The organism is Comamonas sp. F1-6 (genome assembly GCF_039581415.1).
Classification (GTDB): domain Bacteria; phylum Pseudomonadota; class Gammaproteobacteria; order Burkholderiales; family Burkholderiaceae_C; genus Comamonas; species Comamonas thiooxydans.
This window is the reverse complement of sequence record NZ_JBCPWN010000008.1, coordinates 182,068-204,158: the sequence shown is the minus strand read 5'-3', so window position 1 is coordinate 204,158 and position 22,091 is coordinate 182,068. Positions and strand designations below refer to the sequence as shown.

Here is a 22,091-nt window from a genome sequence, read left to right as displayed (position 1 = left end):
ATTTCAACTGAGAAACTGCTGCAGGTCAATATTTCGCCTGTGCTCGGTACTCGCTTCGAAGTCGGTCTGGCTGACCTGTCAAATCTCAAGTAGCTTTGCGCGGACTACCTCTGCCAAGTTAGGGTCGGCTTGCTCAAGTACCTTGGCCACAGCCCACCAGCTCTTTGCCCGGATGTATTTTGAGTGAAAGTATGCGGACTGGATCCCAACTACGCGAGACACTTTCTCGGGTGCCCAAACGCCTGGCGAGGGCCGGAGCTCCCATACAGATGCTCCGCTTACGCCCGGTAGTTCCGGGGTTCTGATCACCTGTCCATTGACAGATTTTGCCTCTCGACTGTAATCAAAGAAGAGGTCGAGTTCAGAAATGACAGGTGCTTCGGCTTCGGCAGGGACTGTTGGAAGCCGCTGCGTGAAGGCAGTTGTGAGCTTACCCTTAATCCAACCTGCTTCATTCTTTGTCAGCGACCCCGGGTAGCCGGAGACGAAGCACGTGCCGTCGTCGGTGTTTGCTGACGCGGCCGCCACATTTTCTAGAGAGAGGGATTGCCAGTTATCCGTAAGTCTCTTGACTGTATCTTCACTCGTCAATTCCAAAGCAGCGACATCGATGTGCTCATCTTGCGGCTTGAGTACCGTGAATGCCCCGAGCGTGTACAGGCCGCCTTGCAGCGGATTTTCTGGATAGGCGAGCTTCTCTAGGTCAAGATCTCCGTCGAAAACGTGGCGCGCGGTGATGAGAAACGAGCGTTCGTCGATCCTAAAGTGGGTGGCTGTTGCAAGCAGTCTGCTGGAGTCGCCAACTTCTAGAAAAATGGGAACAGTGACATGCAGGGCGAATCGCTCTATGGCTTCAGCTTCAATTGGAGTCACTTGCATTAGAGTACTCTGTGAAATTCAACAAAATGTATCCCCTAAAACTTGCGGAAAAAGCTGGGTGATGCGGGATGGTCGTAGCAAGGTTTACGCTTCGGAGCGTTTGTATCCAGGGCGCTCACTCAACATATTGCCTGAGTAGCTGGGCACGAAGCCGCGAAGTCCAGCATGCTTGCGCAACAGAAACTATAGCTTTGCGAATCGTCACAGCCTGCGGGCCCAATAGAAATTTCAGAGTCACTTGCTATTCGACTGTCCGACACCATAGGCCGCTTTGACATTTGCTTTCCACTTTCGCCATTGGGTCGTTTAGGGGCTTAGATTTTGCTTGACTCTCGAAAGGTTGTGATTCAGTCCTAAGGCGCCAGGGGTTCTGGGTTGCGCCACAGTCAGACTTTGCGCGCCTAAGCTATCTGTTTAGCAGGCTTACACTGTCCGTGTTCCTGAGGTGCCTGCTCACGGGACATAGGCGTACCAGCATGTCATGCCTATTGTGACTACGGCTAGGACTTGGCGGGAGCGGAGGCCTTATCGGCTTGGCTCACACTGCGAATTTAGCGCTTGTCGTACCTGAATTCCACCTCTTTCGGAAATGCCCGCTTGGTCAGTGCTTTCCAAGCGCGCTCCCCGAACGGTGGTCGTTTGCGCTCAGGGGCGTCGATGTCCTGCAGCCTCACTTTGACCTGTTCGTATTGGACAGGCTCGCCACATCGTGCGGTCAGGGTCTCGCCGTCTGAGACCCCGACAACAAGCCAGATGAGGGTTGAGGCGAGCATAGGGCAAAGGCGGAGAGGGTCGTTATCCAGTGCATAATAACGACCGGTCATATCAAATGAGAAATGATCGATGCGGAGCGCTCCGCAAATCTAGGTTGAGGCTAGACCGAAAAAACCTAGTGAAATCAATCATCTGCCCGTAGCTCAGTTGGATAGAGCAACAGCCTTCTAAGCTGTGGGTCACAGGTTCGATCCCTGTCGGGCAGGCCAAGCGAAGAAAAAGCCCATTCATGCAATTGCATGAATGGGCTTTTTGCTTCTGCATCAACAGTGTGCTGCAGAGTGCATTTAGAGTGGCTAACACCACCGATCCACGAAGCGCGCACAGATGATCGCTGCTACCAGTTTCAGCAGCGCCTCGTGGATATCCAGTCGTCTTTCAAAACGGATTCGCAGCTTGCCAAAACTTGCAAACCAGCTGTGCGTCCGCTCCACCACCCAGCGATGCTTGCCCAGTCGCTCGCTACTCTCAACGCCTCGCCTAGCAATCCGGCCGATGATGCCCCGCTGCCTTAGGTGGTCTCGGCATCGCTTGAATTCGTAGCCTTTGTCAGCGTGCAGTTTCGATGGTCTTTTACGGGGACGCCCTGACAAGCCTGCAATCGCAGGAATCGCGTCCACGCACTTCTTGAACATTTTGGAATCGTGCCGGTTCGCCCCGCCTCACTGACCAAGATCACCAACGGGATGCCTCTGGCATCTACAACGATGTGTCGCTTGGAACCGAGCTTGCTTCTGTCCGTGGGGTTAGGGCCCGTTTCCTGGCCCCCCGGGGGCTTGGTACTGAGGAGCCATCAATGCTGGCCCGGCTCCAATCGATCTGGTCATGTTCACGTAAGCGAGTCAGCATGGCCTGGTGCAACTGCTCCCAGACGCCAGCGGTATTCCAGTCGCGCAAGCGCCGCCAGAAAGTCATGCCGCTGCCGTAACCAAGGGATTAGGGAAGCTCTTCCCATGGGATACCTGTTTGCAGAACGAACAGGATGCCGTTGAGGGCAGCTTCGTCGCTGACTGCGAGCTTGCGCGCACCGCATTTGGCAGAAGGCACGAAGGCTGGGATAAGGGGTTGTAGCTGTCGCCACAGTTCTTTGCTTACGGGTCGTCGTGCCATGAGGGCAGCGAGCATAACTGCTTTGCGGGGGCTCTGACCAAGTAGTGTTAGCCACTCTTAAGACTCTGCGATCTTGCCTCTATATTTTCATTCCATTTCTTCTTCAAAAACGACCGATGGTGCGGCGACGACGCGTGCAATGTCCGTGGGGGCAGTAATCAGGCTTTTGCTTACATAGCTGAAAGGTGTGTCAGGCTCGAGGGCTGCAGTCGCCAAATGCGCTTTTGCCTGGTTGAGGGTGATGTAGTAGCTGCCCATTGGCGCTTCAATGGCGCCACGTGTCAGCACAGGGGTGTTGCTGACGGTACGGGATGGGGTGTAGTTTTCTGCCAGCATCTGACCAGATTCTGCAATCTGCATGACTTGCACCCCCTGCAGGCGCAAACGGTCGACGGCTCGCCCTGAGTCAGCCGACAGCCAGTAACCGCATGGGCGGGGACGGCTTTGTTCGGGCTTTATGTTCAGCGATGAATTCCAGTCCACACGGGCTTCGATTTCCTGGCCGGATTCGGCCTGCAGCATGCGGATGGTGCGCTGCTCAGGTGTTTGTTTGGCCTGGATGGTCAGGGTGTTGCGGCAAGCGAGAGCGGAAATGTCGCGGGACACAAAGGATTCGACCTGCTTCAGGTTTTTTGATTTCTCGGCCGTGGCTCGCAGTGCTGCAGTTGCCGCAGTGACCAGGCTGTGCACGCGGCGCTGAATGTGCAGGCGCCCCAGATCGGAGCCGCGGCTGGCTATCAGCAGAGCGACAGAGTTTTTGAGACTGCTGGTGTTGGCAAGAGTGTCGGCAGTCAAACCGGCCATGGACATTGATTTGTCCTCAGGCTGAGCGCTGGGCTGAAAAAACCATTCATTGCTGAGCTCTGCCTGCTTGAGAGCGTTGCGTATGGGTTGACTGAACCACTCTCGCGCTGCCTTGTTGACAAATTCGTGTGCATTGGCCGTGGCAGCGGGTTGCAGCAGTACGTCGTAGCGCTGCACGGCCTGAAATTTCTGCAGCAACGTGCCAGCTGCTGGAAATTCACGTAGATCAATCACAGCTGCAGGCCGGTAGTTACGGGTCAGGCGGGCGAGGGCCTGTGCTTCCGGAGTGCTCAGCAGCAAATGATCGTGAACGAGGTCTGTGCCATCTGCTGTGACGTGGCTGGCCGTGCCTGCCGCATCAGGATTGGCCCGGGGTACGATGATGATGTTGGTCTGCTGCAGCAAGGGCGCCAGCAGGCCGCCCTGGCTCAGTTCGCGTGCGACGACCAGCAGGGCCTCAGTGCTGGCGGGTTCGTCGCCACGCTGGCCGCCGACCAAAAGCACGGTGGGTTTGCCGCTGCTGTTGATGGCTGTTGCCTGGGTGCTTTGGCCCTGAGTCGCAATAAGTGCTTGAATCGGTAGCCCTCTTTGAGAGGTGCCGATAGTGACGGTGGACAGTTGCGAGCCGTTACCGGCCTTGCTGCTCATTGATTGCAGCCATGCAGAAATTTCTGTCTGCGTGCTGAACTGTTGTCGCCCGCTACCCAGACCCGGTGTGTCATAAAGAGTGGTGGGGTCGGTAAAGCGAGACTCGATGGCCGGGTTATAGGGCAGGGCTGTCAGCTGTGGCGTAGGGGCAACCGCTTGGCTGATCACCGAAGGGGCGGCAGGAGAACTTGCTGCGGAAGGGGTTGGGGCCGGTGCCGGGCCTGACATGCCAGTCCAGGGCGGCAGCTGCACATTGGCACAGGCCGTCAACAGCACTGCCGAGCCCACTGTCGTCAGCTTGAGCATGCTTTGGGTCCAGACGGACTGCGTGCGCTTGGCATGAGAGAAAACAGGCTTGGTAAGAAATGTCATAAGTTCAACGCAGATAAAAAGAACATGCCAAGAGCGAAAGCTCGAGCTTCGCACATCTGGAACCCATATTAGGTCGGCTGGCTTGCTGTCGGCTGTCAGCGCGCAGCGATGCTGCAGCTGGAAAAAGCAGAAGGGCTGCAATATTGGAGATTGCAGCCCTTCAGGAGGTTGGGCTGAAGGTGATTTCACACCTTCAGCCATAGACGCCGTGGATTAACGGCCGTAACCGCCGCCAAAGCCCCCACGGTTGCCACCGCGATTGCCTCCGCCAAAGCCACCACGACCGCCGCCAAAGCCGCCACGGCGACCACGGTCGGCCATGCTGTCCACGCTGGTGCGCATAGGATCTGGCTGGCCACCAGCGTTGCTGCCGCGCGCGCCGTTGTGGCGGGCGTGGCCTTGCTGCGTACCCAGGTGCGCATCGGCACGGGGGGGCTGGTCGTCGTAGCGGTTGCCGCGCTCACGATCACCGAACTGGCGGGCGCCGCCGCGTTTGGGGGCTCGCTGTTGATCGCTATTGCCTTGGGGGCGTGGAGCGCGGTCGCTTTGGCCAAACGAGTTGCTGCGCTCGGTGCTGCGATCGGAGTTGCGTTCGCCACGTTCCACTGCTTGCTGACCCTGGCCGCGCTGGCTGTTGACGCGGCTGTTGCTGCGAGGCTTGTGCTGGCGTGCGGGGCGTTGCTGTGCTTCACCTTCTGCTTCGCCTTGCTGGGCATCTGCAGCAGGACGGCGACCACCGCGGCTGCCATTGGGAGTCTTGTTGGAGCGGATACGCTCCATCATTTCCTGGCGGGCTGCCTTGGCAGCTGCCTGCATTACATCGCGGCTGGGAGGCTTGCCAGCGCCACCCCACAGGGTCTGTCGGCCCATGGCGATGGGCTCGGCGATTTCGCCTTCTTCAGGACCAAAACCTTCGATGGGCTGCACCGGAATCTCCTGCTTGGTAAAGCGCTCGATATCCATCATGAAGCCTTCTTCGTCCATGCAGACCAGGCTGACTGCGTTGCCTTCGCGGCCGGCACGGCCGGTACGGCCGATACGGTGTACATAGTCTTCCGAGATATTGGGGATCTCGTAGTTCACCACATTGGGCAGTTCATCAATGTCGATGCCGCGTGCCGCGATATCGGTTGCCACCAGCGCGCGCAGTTCGCCTGTCTTGAAGCCTTCCAAGGCCTGAGTACGGGCGCTCTGGCTCTTGTTGCCGTGCAAGGCCATGGCGGAAACGCCGTTCTTGGTCAGGTACTCGGCCACGTTGTTGGCGCCAAACTTGGTGCGAGTGAACACCAGCACCTGACTCCAGTTGTTTTCCTGGATGATGTGCAGCAGCACCTGCTTTTTCTTGCCGCGCCCCACGGGGTGGATGACCTGCTTGATACGCTGCACGGTGGTGTTGCGCGGCGTGACCTGGATGGATTGGGGGTTGCGCAGCAGACCATTGGCCAGCTCGCGAATTTCATCGCTGAAGGTGGCAGAGAACAGCAGGCTTTGCTTGTCCTTGGGCACAAGAGCCAGAACCTTCTTGACGTCATGGATGAAGCCCATGTCCAGCATGCGGTCGGCCTCGTCCAGGATCAGCATCTCGACGGTGGACAGGTCCATGAAGCCCTGACCAGCCAGGTCCAGCAGACGGCCTGGCGTGGCAACCAGAACGTCAACGCCTTTTTCGATGCGTGCGATCTGCGGCTTCATGCCGACACCGCCAAAAATCACGGTGGAGGTAATGTCCAGATATTTGGCGTAGCTACGCAGGTTTTCTTCCACCTGGGCCGCCAGTTCGCGGGTAGGGGTCAGCACCAGAGTGCGGATGCCCTTGCCGCCAAACTTGTTCTTGGGCGCTGTGCCGCTTGCCAGGCGCTGCAACATGGGCAGCGTGAAGGCGGCAGTCTTGCCGGTACCGGTCTGGGCGCCGGCCAGCAGATCGTGCCCGGCGAGAACCAGAGGAATGGCCTGTGCCTGAATGGGAGTCGGGTTTTCATAACCCTGTTCTTGTACGGCCTTCAGAATGGCGGGTGCCAGATTCAGTTCTTCAAATGTCATTGTGATCAATTGCGCCAATCCTGGGCGCGGGGTATCAGCCTGTCATGGCACCCGTGGGGTGCCTGGCCAGTTGTAGGCAGATATAGTTTGCGTGTTGGGAGCTTGGAAACGCTTCCTTTGTCCCCAGCTGAAGTGCTGCTGCAGCAGGCAACTGGACGCCTGTTGCGAGGGGTATTGTCGCATGCACTGATAATCATGGTTTGATTGCCGTGTAAAGCGGCACACTTTTTTGCATAAATCCAAGTAACTCAAAGCAATTCGGACATGGCTCAATACGTTTTTTCGATGAATCAGCTGACCAAGACGGTGCCGCCCAAGCGCCAGATCTTGAAAGGCATTTCCCTGAGTTTCTTCCCCGGCGCCAAGATCGGCGTGCTGGGTCTGAACGGCTCGGGCAAGTCTTCGCTGTTGAAGATCATGGCCGGTGTGGACAAGGAGTATGAAGGCGAAGCCATCCCCATGCAGGGCCTGTCCATCGGCTACCTGCCCCAGGAGCCTCAGCTCAATCCCGAACACACCGTGCGCCAGGCTGTGGAAGAAGCCATGGCCGAGGTGAACAATGCCAAGGCTCGTCTGGAAGAGGTGTACGCCGCTTACGCAGAAGAAGATGCGGACTTTGACGCCCTGGCTGCCGAGCAAGGTGAGCTGGAAGCCATCATCGCTGCTGCGGGAACGGACTCCGAGCATCAGCTGGAAATCGCTGCGGATGCACTGCGCCTGCCGGCATGGGACGCTATCGTGGGGCAGCTCTCCGGTGGCGAAAAGCGCCGCGTTGCCCTGTGCAAGCTGCTGCTGTCCAAGCCTGACATGCTGCTGCTGGACGAGCCGACCAACCACTTGGATGCCGAGTCCGTGGACTGGCTGGAGCAGTTCCTGCACCGCTTCAGCGGCACCGTGGTGGCCATTACCCACGACCGCTACTTCCTCGACAACGCGGCCGAATGGATTCTGGAACTGGACCGTGGACACGGCATTCCCTACAAGGGCAACTACTCCGACTGGCTGATCCAGAAGGGCAACCGCCTGGAAGCCGAGCAAAAGGGCGAAGAAGCACGTGCCAAGGCCCTGAAGAAGGAACTGGAGTGGGTGCGCCAGAATGCCAAGGGTCGTCAGGCCAAGTCCAAGGCCCGTATTGCGCGCTTTGAAGAGCTGAGCGATTACGAATACCAGCAGCGCAATGAAACACAGGAAATTTTCATTCCTGTGGCCGAGCGTCTGGGCTCCAAGGTCATCGAGTTCACCAATGTCTCCAAGTCCTTTGGTGACCGCATGCTGATCGACAACCTTTCGATGAACATTCCCGCTGGTGCCATCGTCGGCATCATCGGACCGAATGGTGCTGGTAAGTCGACTCTGTTCAAGCTGATAGCGGGTAAGGAGCAGCCTGATTCAGGTACGGTGGATATCGGCCAGACCGTGAAGATGGCCTTTGTGGACCAGCACCGTGATGAACTGGCCAACGAAAAGACCGTGTGGGAAGACATCTCCGGCGGTTTGGACATGATCACCGTGGGCAAGTTCACCATGGCGTCGCGCGCTTACGCGGGCCGCTTCAACTTCAACGGCCAAGACCAGCAAAAGAAGGTCGGCAACCTCTCCGGTGGCGAGCGCGGTCGCCTGCACCTGGCCAAGACGCTGATTCAAGGCGGCAACGTGCTGCTGCTGGACGAGCCCTCCAATGACTTGGACGTGGAAACCCTGCGTGCGCTGGAAGACGCGCTGCTGGAATATGCCGGTACCGTGATGGTCATCTCGCATGACCGCTGGTTCCTGGACCGTATTGCCACGCATATCCTGGCCGCCGAAGGCGATTCCCAGTGGGTATTCTTTGACGGCAACTACCAGGAGTACGAAGCCGATAAGAAGAAACGACTGGGTGAGGAAGGTGCTGCGCCCAAGCGCATGCGTTACAAGGCGTTGAAGTAAGCATCAAAATGTCTCCAGCATCGGCTGGAGCGGGTATTCTTAGGGGCTATGAGCCTCGCACATGCATCCGTTTCCGTGCTGCGCACCTGCCTTGTCCAGGTGGTGCGTGGCGCTGATGCATTCGCGCTGCGATTGTTGCAGCGCACCGAATATGCGTTGGAGCAATCGCTTTCGACGGGTTCCCACTCTGTAAGGCGCGATGTGCTCGGCGCTGCGCTGCATAACCTGCAGCAGCACCGGGCCTCGGTGATCAGCAGCTTCCCGCAGAATTTGCTGGAGGCGCTGGTACTGTCAGCGCGCCAACCTTTTTCCTTTTCTGCACAGACGCTGGATACTGTCACTGGCCGGCTTTTGCCATTGGCGGCCATGGCCGAGTCGGCCAGCCGCCAGCTCAAGGCCGAGCACAAGCTGGTGCAGATGGTCGAGCCCCAGGTCGAGCTGGCGCTGGCCGATCTGGATGCGTTGATGAGCGGCGCTCAGGGGCTTGAATCCGCTCGGCCAGAGTGCAATCCGCTGCGGCTGGAGAATTATGTACGCGCTTTGAGCCAGTCGTTGACGGCTGTTCAGCCCGCCACGGAAGTGGCCGATTGCTGGCATGAATTCATGTCGCAGCAGCTGGGCTCGATTCTGGCTTCTGAATATTCCCGTGCTGCCAATTTGCTGCGCCAGCATGGCGTGCAGCCTGCTCGCTATGGCGCGGACGGTGACACCCGGCCTCAATGCCTGTTGACCTTGCGGCTGTTGCAGGAGTTGGCCTCAGATCTGCGCTGGATTGATGATTCGCGCTGCACCGTGCCCCAGTCGCTGACGGACTCCATGCTGGCGGGTTGGCCGGCGACCGAGCCGGCCTCTATCGCGCCTGTGCAAGATTCGGGGCTGGAGCCAGGCTGGACTTCGTATTCGGCCAATGCGCTGCAGACTTCGCAACAACCCTGGGTACCCAGTGCTCTGAGGGGATTGCGCGCACCACAGCCCAGTCAGGCGCCCAGTGCTCTGATTCAGATACGCACGCTGCAGCGAATGATGAGCCATATGACCAGCGACGGCCGCCTGCTGCCGCCGGTGCAGCGGGTCTTGTTGCGGCTTGAACCCATGTTGAGCCAGTTGGTGGCGCAAGACGGTGTTTTCTTTGAAGATCGCTTGCACCCGGCACGGCAGTTGCTGGACGAGCTGACGGCTCGCAGTCTCTGGTTTGCCAGCGAATCTGCTCTGGGATTTGCCCACTTCATCACCGTGGCAGAGGCTGCGGCGAACCAGTTGGCTAGTGCAGGGCAGGCAAATGCCAATGTATTTGCCCGAGTGCTGCAATTTGTGCGCGAGCAGTGGCCGCCGGAAGGTCGTATGAGCCGCATTGCGGCGCTGAGCCAGCATACCGAAGTCGAGCATTCCACGCGGCAAGGGCTGATGAGCTCGGCGCTGGGGCTGGTCGATCGTCAAGTTGTGAGCGCCATCGAGCAGACCAAGCCCGATGCCCTGCAACTGGCGCAGATGATTCGCAGCTTGCCCAGTGCCAAGGGTGTGCCTGAAGATATTCTGGATTTTGTGACCGGCCCGTGGGCCGGTGTGATTGCCCAGGCACAGCAGCGGGCCGAACCAGGGCAGGAGCGCGACCCGGGTGGCTATCTGGCGCTGGTGCCCAGCCTGCTGTGGAGCGTGTCGCCGCAGGCCGCTCAGGATGTGACGCGGCTGGTGGCCATGGCGCCCAAGTTGCAGCGCCGCCTGGCGCGAGGCTTGCGCAGCGTGGGCCGCACGGATGTCGAAATCGCCGCACTGGCGGCCCGGCTGGGAAGCCTTCAGCAGCGGGTATTGGATGCGGCCGAGGCTGCGGGCCAGTCCGGCTCCGACGAATTTGCCGGGGTGGATGTACTTGGTGAACTGCCCAGCGTGCTGGCGGGGCTGGATGGCGCCTCAGAAACCGTGCGCGCAGGACTGGATATCACCTTGCCGGTACTGACCGACAGAGTCGAGGATCCGCCATCAGTGGCCGTGATGCGAGAGGCGCAGGTTCAGGCTGCAACCCATTCCTCAGGACCTGTCTTCAAGACCACAGCGCCGCAAAAGATAGTCAGTGCTCCATTGGACGAGACTGAAGCAGTTGTTTCTGCTCCCATGCCGACGCATGCATCCATGGGGCAGAGCAAGCCTGCTGATGTTGCCGAATGGCCTTTGGGCACCTGGGTGGAGCTGTGCAACGAGCGCCAGCAGCTGCGCACCAAGCTCACCTGGGTCAGCCCGCAGCAAAGCCTGTTTCTGTTTACCGCCGAAGACGGAAGCACCCAGTCCATGACGCGCCGCATGCGCGATAAATTGTTGACACAGGGGCAGTTGCGGCGACTTGAGGCGATGGCCTAGCTTCTTGCGCGTAAATCCCGGTGGCTGGGTAGTGTCGTCTGGCCTTCGATCTGTACCGATTGAGCCAGCAAGACGGCGCGTGCGGTGGCTATGGCCACGGCTTCGGCCGCCAAGGTGCTCAGCGTCATCATTCCCGGCGATTTTCCGCTGCGGCCCGTGCCCAGGGCAAACAGGCTGTCGCCATCGCTCATGGTGTGCACGGGGTTGATGGCACGTGCCAGGCCATCATGGGCTACCACGGCCAGGCGGTGGGCCTGGGCTTTGGTGATAGCGGCGTCGGTCGCTACGACGCCTATCGTGGTGTTGCTGCCGGCCAGAATCGGCCTGGGCTCTTCGCCCGCCAGCAAGGCATCGCGGGTGCCGCACAATTGCAGGCCGTCTGCCGTGCGTGCCCCGGCCAGCAACTCACCGTTGAAGGGGTTGAATACATCGCCCAGCGCATTGCAGGCAATGATGGCTCCTACGGTGACGCCATCGACGGTAAAGCTGGCCGTGCCTATGCCGCCCTTCATGGCGCGCTCGTGGCCGAAGACCTTGCCCACCACGGCGCCAGCGCCAGCGCCTACGCTGCCTTCGGCGGGTCGCCCGGTGCCGGAGTCCGGCCCCGCATTCCGGCAGGCGGCATAGCCGGCCGCAGCATCGGGGCGTATACGCATATCGCCCATCATCACGTCAAACAACACGGCTGCCGGCACCAGCGGAATCCGGCCCACGCCGATATTCAGGCCGGCACCTTGCTCTTCCAGCCAGCGCACGGCCCCTGTGGCTGCGTCCAGCCCCCAGGCACTGCCGCCGGCCAGCATGATGCCGTGGACCTCCTGCACCAGATTGCTGGGGTGCAGCAAATCGGTCTCGCGCGTGCCAGGGGCTGCGCCGCGCACATCGACACCGCCCACGGCACCCTGGGGGCACAGCACGACGGTGCAGCCCGTGGGGCGACGCGAGTCGCTGAAATGGCCCACGGAAATGCCCTGCACACGGCCGATATGGCCTTCGTGCGCGAGCAGATCCTCAATGGTTGAAAAAGCGCTCATGCCAGTACTCCTTGTATTTCTTATATATTTTTATGGATAAACAGATGGTTTTTTATTCTTTAGGGTTTGCCCGTGTAGGGGTCATACTTGCTCACATTGTTGCAGCTCGGTAAACAAATGAGAGCCGTGCTGCCCACGTGCATCCAATTCCAGGAGAGATCCATGCCCGCCCATTTTTCTTTTGCCGCCAGCCGCCGTGCCGTTCTGGCCACTGTCGCAGTAGCATTGCTGGCGACTGCCGGTGTACCTGCTCTGGCGCAGGACCCGGCCAAGAAGAACCTGCTGATTGGCGCCACCGCCGGCTCCAATTACGACCTGCTGCAAAAAGGCATAGTGCCCCAGTTGCAGAAAAAGGGCTACCAGATCAAGCTGATCGAGTTCAACGACTATGTGCAGCCCAATCTGGCGCTGTCCGACGGTTCGCTGGATGCCAATTTCTTCCAGCACCGTGCCTATTTCGATCAGTTCACCACGGATCGCAAGCTGGCGCTGACTGCGATTGCCCAGGGCCCGGTGGCACCCATGGGTGTGTACAGCAAAAAGCACAAGTCTCTGGCCGATATCAAGAGTGGCGCCAAGGTGGCTCTGCCCAATGACCCCAGCAACCTGGCGCGTGCATTGCTGGTGTTGCAGCAGGCAGGCCTCGTCAAGGTCAAGGAAGGGGTGAACCCGGCCCGTATCTCCGAGCTGGATCTGGCCGCTAATCCCCACAAGCTCAAGTTTGTGGCGCTGGAGGCAGCCCAGTTGCCGCGTGTGCTGGAAGACGCCGACTATGTGGTGGTCAATGGCAACTTTGCCGTCTCTTCGGGTCTGAAGCTGAGCGAGGCCGTGGTGCTGGAAAAGACTCCCGATCTGTACCTGAACGTGGTGGCCGTGAAGACCGGCAACGAAAGCAGCCAGTGGGCCAAGGATCTGTCCGCTGCCTACCGCTCGCCAGAGTTCAAGGCCGTGGTGGACAGCCAGTTCCTCGGCTACTCCAAGCCTGCTTTCCTGAAGTGATGGGGTTGGACTGAAGACGCCAAGGGCCGCGATGCGGCCCTTTTTTCATGCCCGTGGATTTGCTGGTTTTAGATGAAAAGCAAATAAGAGCATGGGTTTTTATTGGTTGGAATTTGCTCTCCCTGTCTGGATACTGCAAAGGCCTCTGCATGGATGCAGAGTCAGACCTTTGATATCAAAACACAGTACATCAACGAGGAGCAAGCATGACCCATCTTTTTTCCGTGGCACGGCGCCGCCGCAGTCTTCTGGCCACCACTTTGCTGGCAGGCGCTGCACTGGTCATGGGCGTCTTGCCGGCGGCGGCCCAGGACGCGGGCAAAAAGCAATTGGTGATTGGCGGCACGGCAGGCTCCAACATTGATCAGCTGCAATACGGCATCGTCCCCATCCTGCAGAAAAAGGGCTACAAGGTGCGTCTGGTGGAGTTCAACGACTATGTGCAGCCCAATCTGGCCCTGGCCGATGGCTCGCTCGATGCCAACTTCTTCCAGCATGAGGTCTATTTCAACCAGTTCAAGGGCGACCGCAAGCTTGATCTGACGGCCCTGGTACAGGGGCCGATTGCCCCAATGGGCGTCTACAGCAAGCAGCGCAAAAGTCTGGCCGACCTGAAGGAGGGGGATCGCATTGCCCTGCCCAACGACGCCAGCAATCTGGCTCGGGGCATTCTGCTGCTGCAGCAGGCGGGGCTGGTCAGGCTCAAGGAAGGCGTGAACCCGCTGCGCGTGTCCGAGCTGGATCTGGCCTCCAATCCCAAGAAGATCAAGCTCGTGCCCCTGGATGCGGCTCATCTGCCGCGCGCGCTTGATGATGCACAGTACGCCATCATCAACGGCAACTTTGCGATTTCCTCGGGCCTGAAGCTGTCGGACTCGGTGCTGCTGGAAAAAACGCCCGAGCATTATCTGAACATCGTGGCCGTCAAGACCAAGGACAAGGATGCGCAATGGGCCAAGGATCTGGCTGCAGCTTACAAGTCCGCCGAGTTCAAGGGCGTGGTGGACAGCAAGTTTGCGGGTTATGCCAAGCCCGCATTCTTGCAATAAGACTCAGCCGACAAGAGCCTGAACCTCGTTTTCCAGGTGGCGCAGCGCACGCAGCTCGATCTGCTGCAGCTGCGCTTGCTGCGTTTCGGGCAGGCCTTGCAAAAGCGCGGCGGCGCCAAAGTCGCTGAGCACGGCCTGCCCGGTCTGCAGATTGCACAGGATATTGTGGGCATACAGATCTCCATGGAGCAGACCACGGCCGTGCAGATGGGTGATGGCAGAACGTATGCCTTGCAGCAGCTGCTGGGCCTGGTCGGCTTGCAGGCGAAGTTCGGGGTCATAGACATCTCGTGTGCAGCTGTCGAAGCTGGGCGGCCCGGCCAGCGGCTGCATGGCTGAATCCAGCAGGGGCAGGGCCGTGGCCATTTGTCCGTCAGGAGCGCCCAGAACCTGCGCCAGCGGCGTCAGCAGATGAGGGTGCTGTCCTGCCGCAATGCCTGCCGCCAGTTCGGATTGCGGCGTGCCGTCGCTGGTCTGGGCGGCCTTGAAAACCTTGAGTGCCAGATCCTGCCCGTTGAGGCTGGCGCGGTAGATATGGCCGCTGGCGCCTTCGCCCAGCTTGCCGGTGATTTGCAGATTTTGATAGAAAATGGGCTCAATCCCATGCCCTGAAATCGTATCCAGCTCCTGTTTTTGAGTCATTGGGTTACCTGCCAACGCCAGCCATGCCAGGCGAGGCAGCCGGAAGATGACTTCGGGAGCATCTTCGAAACGGTTGCTTGCAATGCGCAGCAACTCCAGCGCTTGGCAATGCTCCAGGCTCTGGGGCAACTGACTCAGCTGGTTGCACGACAGCATGAGTTTTTGCAGGCGCGTGCATCGGCCCATGGATTCGGGCAGCCGCTGCACGCGGTTGTCCGTGAGAATCAGCCAGCGCAATCGCGGCGGCAGGCTCTCCTCTGGCACATGCGCGATGCGGCAGGCCTTGAAGCCCACCATTTCAAGTTGCGGCATGCGGCCCAGCACGCGGGGCAGTTCGCTGAACGGATTGTTCGAGGCAAACAGAATGCGCAGCCGCGCAAAGCGCGTCAGATCATCGGGCAGGGTACTGAGCCGGTTACCCGACAGATCGAGGATCTCCAGCGTCTCGGCCAGCTGATACAGCGCGGCGGGGAACTCGGTCAGCCCATCGCAGAGCCTGATATGGTGTGCGCGGGCCAGTGAACCATTGGCCAGCCCGGAGTGAAACTGCTCTAGCGTCAACATAGGACGCGCAGTCTAAGCCCTACGCACCCCATGCACCTAAAACACACAATGCACGGAATGCCTGCATGAAAATCTTCAAAGACCTGCCTGCGCTGGTGCAGGCATTGCCCGAACTCGCGCTGAGCGACTGGGTGGATCTGCCTGCCGATGCCGCTGCCCAGCTTGATGCGCCACATCAGTCCCCGGCAGCAGATCTGCTGAAACAGCCTGCCTTGCGCTTTGTGGTGCGTGATGCGAATGAGGCGCCGCGCATGGGCCATAAGCCCTGGATGCCGGTGGCGGTGCTCGCTCAGATGCACTGGCCTTCACCCTCGGACGCGGTGGCATGGTCTCGTTTTTTGCAGGCCGAGTTCGGGCGCAGCCAGCGCTTTGTAGAAAACCATGATGTGTGGGATGAGGCCGACCTGCCCGAGCCGTATTGGCAGCCCGCCGATGCTTCGCTCGATCAGCGGCTGGCCCACTGGTATCAAGGCCTGCAGGCTCATGCCTGGATGGATGAAGAGCCCGCCCAAGCCAGGCCATTCAGCCGGGCCGAGCTGCGCCTGTGCGAATGGCGCCTGGGTTGCAATCTGCCCGAGTCCTTGCGTGACTATCTTTTGCAGCTCGGTGTGCTGGACTGGGCCGAGCGCTTGCTGAGTCCGTGCTTTGATCTGGTGGCGCCGGATGCAGACATGGATGCCATCGGTTCGGTGCAAGTCGTGTTTCCGGGCATCGCCGATATTGTGGAGATGAGTGCGCCGGAACAGGCGCTGGCCTTGAACGCGCAGTTGAGTGAGCTGGTGGTGTTCGGGGACTACCTGGGCAATGGCAATCTCTGGTGCTTTGACCGCCGCGATGGCTCTGTCTGGTATCTGGACCATGACAGCAGCCCCTTGCTGACCCGTATGTTCGACGATGTGGGCGACTATCTGGACGCGCTGGCCTTGATGTCGCTATGCCGCAGTCATGCCGTGGCCCAGGGGCGGGATGATGGCGATGAGCAGGCCGAAGTGCTGCTGGAAAAGCGCTTTGGGCGGGCGCTGATCAGGAAATGGATGTACTGAAATGAGTATGAAACTGCTCAAGGCCGCTGAAAAAGGCGATATTGCTGCGCTGGAGTGGCGCCTGAGGGACGGTGACGATATAGCCTATGTGCAAAAGAGCACAGGTCTCAATGCGCTGATCACTGCCCTCAATTGCGGCAACGATGCCGCGGCCCAATGGCTGGTGGAGCAAGGCAGTCCGCTGGATCAGGTGAGTCTGGCAACGGGCATGACCGCCACCGCCTGGGCGGCCTTCAACGGGCGCACAGAGATGCTGCAAGTGCTGCTGCAAGCGGGGAGCGACCTCGACAGGACCGGGGATGACAAGGGCCGAACCCCGTATCTGATGGCCGTGGACCATGGTGTGTGGGAGGCTGTGCGCTGGTTCTGGTCGGCCGGGGTCGATCTTCGGCGCAGAGATGCCCAGGGTCGCAATGCCTTTGATCTGCTGGTGCACAGCGGTCGTGATGTGCCCGGGGATGTACTGGAGCGCGTGGCAGGCCATGCGGGAGTGACATCCACGGGGTTGTGACGGGATGACGATGCCATGCTTGCATGGCATCGTCATCGCTTTAACGGCGGGACTGCATCAGGACGCTGGCTGGATGCGGGTGATGATCAGCGAGCCATCTTTGTCCTCGGCGCGAAACAGCACCTTGTCACCGGCTTTGAAATCGTTGGACTGGCTGGCGTCCGCCAGCGCAAACACCATGGTCATGGGAGGCATGTCCAGGTTCTTGATTTCTTCGTGGCGAATCGTCAGCTTGCCTGTGCGCTTGTCCACGCGGGTGATTTCACCGGCGGTCAATGCATCGGCCTGAGCTGCAGGTGCGGTTGCAGAAGTGCCGGCTGCTGCGCCGTGACCGGCGTGTGCCGAGTGATCCTGCGCCAAAGCGGGAGTGGTCAGCGCAAAGCCCAGGCTCAGGGCTGCCAAAGTGGTGTGAAAGAGGTTTCTCATCATGTTCTCCTGAATTGAGGGGGGTCAGCCGCGATAGCTGGTGAAGACCGAGGTGCTGACATCGCTGCGCATCAGGCTTTGGGTGACCAGCAGCACGTCGTAGGGGTCTTTGCGGCCGCCGTACTCGGGGCCGTCCATGCCGGGACTGCCGATGGGCATGCCCGGTACGGCGATGCCCAGCGCCTTGGGTTTTTGCTTCAGCAGCTTGTGCACATCGGCGGCAGGCACATGGCCTTCGACCAGATAACCGCCTACCAGGGCGGTATGGCAAGAACCCAGGCGGGTAGGCAGGCCCAGTTTGGCGCGTACGGCGCTGTTGCCCACGTCGTGCACCTTGACGGTGAAGCCAGCCTGCTCCATCAGGGCAATCCAGTCCTTGCAGCAGCCGCAGTTCGGGTCTTTCCAGACCTCCATGGCAATCTTGGCAGGAGTGGCTGCCATTGCAGGCAGCGCAGCCATGCCGGCAGCGGCGGCCAGCAGATGCAGGACGTGGCGGCGGTTGGTGCTTGTCATCGGGAATTCCTTTCTTGCGTTATTCGGTGACGGTGAAATGCCCCGTCATGCCGGCCTGGTAATGGCCGGCGATCAGGCAGGCGAAGTCGAATTCGCCTGCGCGGTTGAAGCTCCACACCATGTCTTCGGTCTGGCCTGTGGCCACATGGGCCATATAGGGTTCGGCATGTTCCATGCCGGGGTACTTGAGCATCATCTGCGCGTGCTCATCGAGCGATGCCCGGGTGCCCAGCACCATCTCGTGCATGAGAAGGCCTTTGTTGACCACGCGCAGGCGCAGGGTTTCGCCCTTTTTCACGCTGAAATGACTGGGGCTGAAGCGCATGTCGTCCGTCATCTCGATGGTGATGGTGCGCTGGGCCTCCCTGGTCTCGGCAGCAATGCCCCAGGGCTTTTGCTCCTTGACTACGGGACCGCTGGCATGGGCGTTGTTTCCATGCGCAAAACTTGCACTGACGCTTGCTGCCAAAGCGCAGGCAGCTATGAAATGAACAGTCTTCATGGGAGTCTCCTGGCATCAGTGCTGGGTGTGTGCACCCGTGGCGGGGCCGGTTTCGGGTTTGCGTACGGTGGCGGCACCAGGAGCGGTGCCGGGCGTGCTCTGGCGGGGGGCCTTGGCATCGAAAGGTGCGCCCTGCCATTCATAGGCACGGGTCCCTTTGGGCTGCTGGTACCAGCCGGGGTCCTTGTAGTCGTTGGCACCCAGGTTTTTGCGTACCTTGAAGCTGGTGAACATCCCGCCCATTTCGATGGGGCCGTAAGGGCCCTGGCCGGTCATCATGGGGAAGGTGTTGTCGGGCAAAGGCATTTCCATGGCGCCCATATCGCCCATGCCGCGCTCGCCCATCAGCATGTAGTCGGGCACGATCTTCTGGATCTTGCCCACCAGGCCGCGGTGGTCCACGCCGATCATGGTGGGCACGTCGTGACCCATGGCGCCCATGGTGTGGTGGCTCTTGTGGCAGTGGAAAGCCCAGTCGCCGGGTTCGTCGGCAATGAATTCGACCTGGCGCATCTGACCCACGGCCACATCCGTCGTCACCTCGGGCCAGCGGGCGGACTTTGGAACGGGGCCGCCATCGGTGCCTGTAACCTCGAACTCATGGCCGTGGATATGGATGGGGTGGTTGGTCATGGTCAGGTTGCCCACGCGGATGCGCACCTTGTCGCCCTGACGAGCCACCAGTGGGCTGATGGCGGGGAAGGCGCGGCTGTTGAAAGTCCAGATATTGAAATCCGTCATCTCGTTGATACGCGGTGTCATGGTGCCGGGCTCGACCGCATAGGCGCTGAGCAGAAAGGCATAGTCGCGCTGCACCTTGTCGGTCAGCGGGTGGGCTGTCTTGGGGTGGGTGATCCACAAGCCCATCATGCCCATGGCCATCTGCACCATCTCATCCGAATGCGGGTGGTACATGAAGGTGCCGGGGCGGCGCGCCTCGAACTCATAGACGAAGGTCTTGCCCGGCGGGATGTGGGGCTGGTTCAGACCGCCCACACCGTCCATGCCATTGGGCAGACGCTGGCCATGCCAGTGGATGGTGGTGCTCTCGGGCAGGCGGTTGGTGACGAAGATGCGCACCTTGTCGCCTTCCACCACCTCGATCGTGGGGCCCGGCGACTGGCCGTTGTAGCCCCACATATTGACGAAAAATCCGGGCGCCACCTCGCGCACCACGGGCTCGGCCACGAGGTGGAACTCCTTGACGCCCGCATTCATGCGCCAGGGCGTGGTCCAGCCGTTGAGCGTGACCACGGGTTGGTAGGGGCGACCGTTGGGCGGCGTCAAAGGCGCAGCCGTGTCGGCGCTGCCTTGCATGACGGGTTCGGGCAGGGCCGCCATGGCAACCCGGCTGACGGCCATTGAGGTTGTGGCGGCTGCCACTGCAGTGGCAGCGCCAGTGAAAAAGGATCGGCGTTGCATATCAGTGACCTGCTGCGGCTTGTGCAGCGGGCGCTGCACTGGTGTTGACGGTGGGGGTGGTTCCTGGCGATGTGCCTGTCAGGGCCAGGCGCAGATCGGTCTCGGCCAGCCAGAAGTCGCGCTGTGCCTCGGTGGCGGTCACCACCGCTTGCGTGGTGCTGCGGGCCTGGGCCAGCAGTTGCCACACACTCATGAACATGCCGTTGTAGCGGTAGACGGTTTCTTCCTGCATCAGCTTGGCCAAGGGCAGAACCTCGGCCTGCTGCTGCTGGGCCAGGTCGTAAGCCGTGCGATAGGCCAGCCAGTTGCTGCGGGCTTCGCTGCGTGCGCGTATGGCGTTGTCGCGCAGCAGCGATGCGCTGCGCAGAACCTGGTTGCGTGCCATGCCGCGCGCGGCAAAGCCCCAGTCAAACAGCGGCAGCGGCACGTCGAACTCCCAGCCTTGCGTCTTGTCGCTGTGGCCGGTGGCGCGTTCAGTACTGGTGTTGTTGCTGTAGCTGGCGCCGATATCACCAAAGATGGTGCCAATCGTGGCCCAGCCCTGGCGGCCGGCGGTCACATCAAGGTCGCGGCGCAGAGCGCCCAGATCCAGCCGCTGGCGCAAGGCGGTGGCTTCGGCGTCATCGCCGCCGCGCAGCTCGGTGGCTTTGGGCAAGGCGGGCAGTTGCTCGGGCAGCTTGTAGGCCAACTGCTCGCCCCACAGGCCCATGCGGCGGGCCAGCTGCTCGCGTTCCAGCTGGGCGTTCAGACGCGCGCGTGCCAGCTGGGCGGCGGCCTGCTGCTGCTGGGCCAGCTCTCTGGCCTGGTCCATCTTGCTGAAGTTGCCGACCTGGGCCATGCGGCGGGCCAGCTCGCCGCCCAGGGCCGCTGCCTCGTGCATGCGCTCGTTGGCGGCCAGGGCTTGCTCGGCTGCCACGGCGCGCAGCCATGCGCGGCGTGTGTCGGAGGCCAGCAGCAGCACCTGCTGGGCGGCCGTCAGCGTGGCCTGTTCCATCTGCCAGCCCTGCCAGCGGCTGCGCCAGGGCAGGGTGATGAGCTGCACCAGCCCAAAGCTGAGTTGGCGCTCGATCTCGCGCTCGTGGCCGTTGCGAAAGCGGCCGAAGGTAAAGCTGGGGTTGGGCAGGGTCAGCACTTGCACGCGCTGCGCGTCGGCAATGCCGAGCGCAGCCAGCTGGGCCTGCAGACCAGGGTTGTTGAGCAGGGCGATGCGCACGGCGGTGTCGGCATCGACAGGGGCTTTGAGCCAGTCGGCAATCTGGGTCTGCGCATCCTGCAGGGCCTGGGCGTCCGGCGACGGCAGCTGTGCACCCGCGGGCAGCCTGCCTTCGGTATGTCTGGCCACGTCGCCGCGCAGTCCGTCGGGCGAGATGCTGGCGCAGCCGGCCAGCATAAGTGTGAGTGACATTGCGGCGAGCAAAGGCGTGGCTTTGAATGCAAGGCGCTTCATGGATGGCCTCCGTGATGGTGCTGATGTGCGGAAGCACCGCTGTCCGGGGCTGGGCCGGAGGCATTGCCCTGGGATTTCTCCCACCTGAGCACATCGCCATGGCCGCGCGGGAACTCGCTCACCGCGGCATTGGCGGCCTTCCAGTCACCGGGCTGGGCGACGATGGCCGCGCTGGCGGCAAGTGGCTGGTGCTGCAGCGCCAGCGTGGGAGCATCGGGATCGAAAACGCGGTTGCCGTTGGCTGGGGATTGGGCCACCGGGAGAGTCGACGCAGGCGTCTGGGCCAGGACTGGCGGGCTGACGCCGGTCATGAGCAAAGCCATGGCTGTCAAAGAAAGAGGATGCGCGTGGCGCATAGAGGATTCCTGTCGTCTAAAACCGGGAGAAGGTCCGCAGTTTTGAGCGTTTGACGGCTCGAAACTAGACAGCTAGCGCGATGGCCGCTATCAAAATGCGGACGCACCTATGGCGTCAGAGCGCAGAAATCGGTGGTTTGACGAGGTCGGCAGGCGCTGCGCTGGCAAAGCGCGCTGCACCATGGGCCGGCTGGGCGGCCAGGGGGAGGCTGGAGTGAAGCGTCAGCAACTCGGGGTTGGCCAGCGTCGAGTGGCAGATGCCGCAGGCCGTGCAATGGCCTTCATGCTGGTGGCAGTCGCTGTCGGCGGCATTGGCGCTGCAGTTGACGGTCCCTGCAGGGCCTGCCTTGTGGGACGCGGCCATGTCGTGATGCGGCTGTGCGTCGGCCGCGAGGCTTGCATGCGCGTGGTGCACAGCGGCTGCCATGGCGGCCACTTCGTCCAGGCTCTGCGTCTGCACAAACGCATGTCCCATGTGATGGGACTGGTCGGTGTTCTGCTCCATGGCCATGGCATCGCCTGCCAGGCCGCGCAGGGCCAGCAGCAAAACCAGGAACAAGGAGAAAAAGCGACGCATGGGCTGAATGATAGCGAAGGGCGGGGTTTAGTTCCCCGCCCGGTGCAGTAAATCGTAAATTAGATAGCTGCTTGCGCTTTCCCATCAAGGGTTAAGGTCGA

At 60.8% G+C, this 22,091-nt stretch carries 18 protein-coding genes, 1 tRNA gene and 1 pseudogene; 7 read left to right on the top strand and 13 right to left on the bottom strand.

All coding sequences use genetic code 11. The features are described 5' to 3' along the window. Nucleotides 1-78: 78 nt before the first annotated feature. The gene (locus tag AAIL66_RS11145; RefSeq protein WP_343496756.1) at nt 79-879 is read right to left on the bottom strand and encodes a hypothetical protein; all 801 of its coding nucleotides are present in this window, start codon (nt 877-879) and stop codon (nt 79-81) included. Between the two features lie 906 nt (nt 880-1,785). Here AAIL66_RS11145 and AAIL66_RS11140 point away from each other — a divergent pair. Next, nucleotides 1,786-1,862: transfer RNA gene (locus tag AAIL66_RS11140), tRNA-Arg, on the top strand. Nucleotides 1,863-1,949: 87 nt separating this feature from the next. Here AAIL66_RS11140 and AAIL66_RS11135 read toward each other — a convergent pair. From AAIL66_RS11135 to AAIL66_RS11125, 3 genes and pseudogenes are all read right to left on the bottom strand, one after another. After that, nucleotides 1,950-2,763: pseudogene (locus AAIL66_RS11135) on the bottom strand (IS5 family transposase). A gap of 87 nt (nt 2,764-2,850) precedes the next feature. Continuing rightward, nucleotides 2,851-4,587 carry a M14 family zinc carboxypeptidase gene (locus tag AAIL66_RS11130; protein WP_059440426.1) on the bottom strand — a complete coding sequence of 579 codons (1,737 nt, stop codon included), beginning with the start codon at nt 4,585-4,587 and terminating at the stop codon, nt 2,851-2,853. Between the two features lie 213 nt (nt 4,588-4,800). Beyond that, nucleotides 4,801-6,627, bottom strand: a complete 1,827-nt coding sequence (locus tag AAIL66_RS11125) for a DEAD/DEAH box helicase (protein ID WP_034406197.1) — start codon at nt 6,625-6,627, stop codon at nt 4,801-4,803. A gap of 264 nt (nt 6,628-6,891) precedes the next feature. Here AAIL66_RS11125 and ettA point away from each other — a divergent pair, with 264 nt between their 5' ends. Next, complete coding sequence (gene ettA / locus AAIL66_RS11120; RefSeq protein ID WP_003063408.1) at nt 6,892-8,553, top strand: energy-dependent translational throttle protein EttA; 1,662 nt, start codon at nt 6,892-6,894, stop codon at nt 8,551-8,553. Between the two features lie 48 nt (nt 8,554-8,601). Beyond that, a complete protein-coding gene (locus tag AAIL66_RS11115; RefSeq protein ID WP_343496755.1) occupies nt 8,602-10,905 on the top strand; it encodes a DUF1631 family protein in 2,304 nt (767 codons plus the stop codon). Here AAIL66_RS11115 and AAIL66_RS11110 read toward each other — a convergent pair. Then, nucleotides 10,902-11,939, bottom strand: a complete 1,038-nt coding sequence (locus AAIL66_RS11110; protein ID WP_343496754.1) for a P1 family peptidase — start codon at nt 11,937-11,939, stop codon at nt 10,902-10,904. The genes AAIL66_RS11115 and AAIL66_RS11110 overlap by 4 nt on opposite strands. Before the next feature lie 162 nt (nt 11,940-12,101). Here AAIL66_RS11110 and AAIL66_RS11105 point away from each other — a divergent pair, with 162 nt between their 5' ends. Both AAIL66_RS11105 and AAIL66_RS11100 read left to right on the top strand, forming a co-directional pair. Further along, a complete protein-coding gene (locus AAIL66_RS11105) occupies nt 12,102-12,938 on the top strand; it encodes a MetQ/NlpA family ABC transporter substrate-binding protein (RefSeq protein WP_343496753.1) in 837 nt (278 codons plus the stop codon). Nucleotides 12,939-13,144: 206 nt separating this feature from the next. Further along, nucleotides 13,145-13,987 (top strand): MetQ/NlpA family ABC transporter substrate-binding protein, encoded by an 843-nt coding sequence (locus AAIL66_RS11100; protein WP_034381178.1) that lies wholly within the window; start codon nt 13,145-13,147, stop codon nt 13,985-13,987. 3 nt (nt 13,988-13,990) lie between these two features. Here AAIL66_RS11100 and AAIL66_RS11095 read toward each other — a convergent pair whose 3' ends face one another. Then, nucleotides 13,991-15,193, bottom strand: coding sequence for a leucine-rich repeat-containing protein kinase family protein (locus AAIL66_RS11095; protein ID WP_343496752.1), 1,203 nt, complete (start codon nt 15,191-15,193; stop codon nt 13,991-13,993). Between the two features lie 65 nt (nt 15,194-15,258). Between AAIL66_RS11095 and AAIL66_RS11090 the strand changes: the two genes are divergently transcribed. After that, nucleotides 15,259-16,236 (top strand): SMI1/KNR4 family protein, encoded by a 978-nt coding sequence (locus tag AAIL66_RS11090; RefSeq protein WP_343496751.1) that lies wholly within the window; start codon nt 15,259-15,261, stop codon nt 16,234-16,236. Nucleotide 16,237: 1 nt separating this feature from the next. Then, the gene (locus AAIL66_RS11085; protein WP_343496750.1) at nt 16,238-16,747 is read left to right on the top strand and encodes an ankyrin repeat domain-containing protein; all 510 of its coding nucleotides are present in this window, start codon (nt 16,238-16,240) and stop codon (nt 16,745-16,747) included. A gap of 57 nt (nt 16,748-16,804) precedes the next feature. Here the strand turns inward: AAIL66_RS11085 and AAIL66_RS11080 are convergent, their stop codons facing one another. The 7 genes from AAIL66_RS11080 to AAIL66_RS11050 form a co-directional block, all read right to left on the bottom strand. Continuing rightward, nucleotides 16,805-17,173 (bottom strand): copper-binding protein, encoded by a 369-nt coding sequence (locus AAIL66_RS11080; RefSeq protein ID WP_003063394.1) that lies wholly within the window; start codon nt 17,171-17,173, stop codon nt 16,805-16,807. Between the two features lie 24 nt (nt 17,174-17,197). Next, the gene (locus tag AAIL66_RS11075) at nt 17,198-17,686 is read right to left on the bottom strand and encodes a DUF411 domain-containing protein (protein ID WP_343496749.1); all 489 of its coding nucleotides are present in this window, start codon (nt 17,684-17,686) and stop codon (nt 17,198-17,200) included. A gap of 19 nt (nt 17,687-17,705) precedes the next feature. After that, nucleotides 17,706-18,188: a cupredoxin family protein gene (locus AAIL66_RS11070; protein ID WP_034381182.1), complete on the bottom strand. Its 483-nt coding sequence runs from the start codon at nt 18,186-18,188 to the stop codon at nt 17,706-17,708. A gap of 15 nt (nt 18,189-18,203) precedes the next feature. Further along, nucleotides 18,204-19,610, bottom strand: coding sequence for a copper oxidase (locus AAIL66_RS11065; protein ID WP_343496748.1), 1,407 nt, complete (start codon nt 19,608-19,610; stop codon nt 18,204-18,206). Nucleotide 19,611: 1 nt separating this feature from the next. After that, nucleotides 19,612-21,057, bottom strand: coding sequence for a TolC family protein (locus AAIL66_RS11060; RefSeq protein ID WP_059440433.1), 1,446 nt, complete (start codon nt 21,055-21,057; stop codon nt 19,612-19,614). After that, nucleotides 21,054-21,413 carry a hypothetical protein gene (locus tag AAIL66_RS11055; RefSeq protein ID WP_343496747.1) on the bottom strand — a complete coding sequence of 120 codons (360 nt, stop codon included), beginning with the start codon at nt 21,411-21,413 and terminating at the stop codon, nt 21,054-21,056. Before AAIL66_RS11055 ends, AAIL66_RS11060 begins: the two co-directional genes overlap by 4 nt. Nucleotides 21,414-21,528: 115 nt before the next feature. Continuing rightward, complete coding sequence (locus AAIL66_RS11050; RefSeq protein ID WP_034395542.1) at nt 21,529-21,990, bottom strand: hypothetical protein; 462 nt, start codon at nt 21,988-21,990, stop codon at nt 21,529-21,531. Nucleotides 21,991-22,091: the final 101 nt, after the last annotated feature.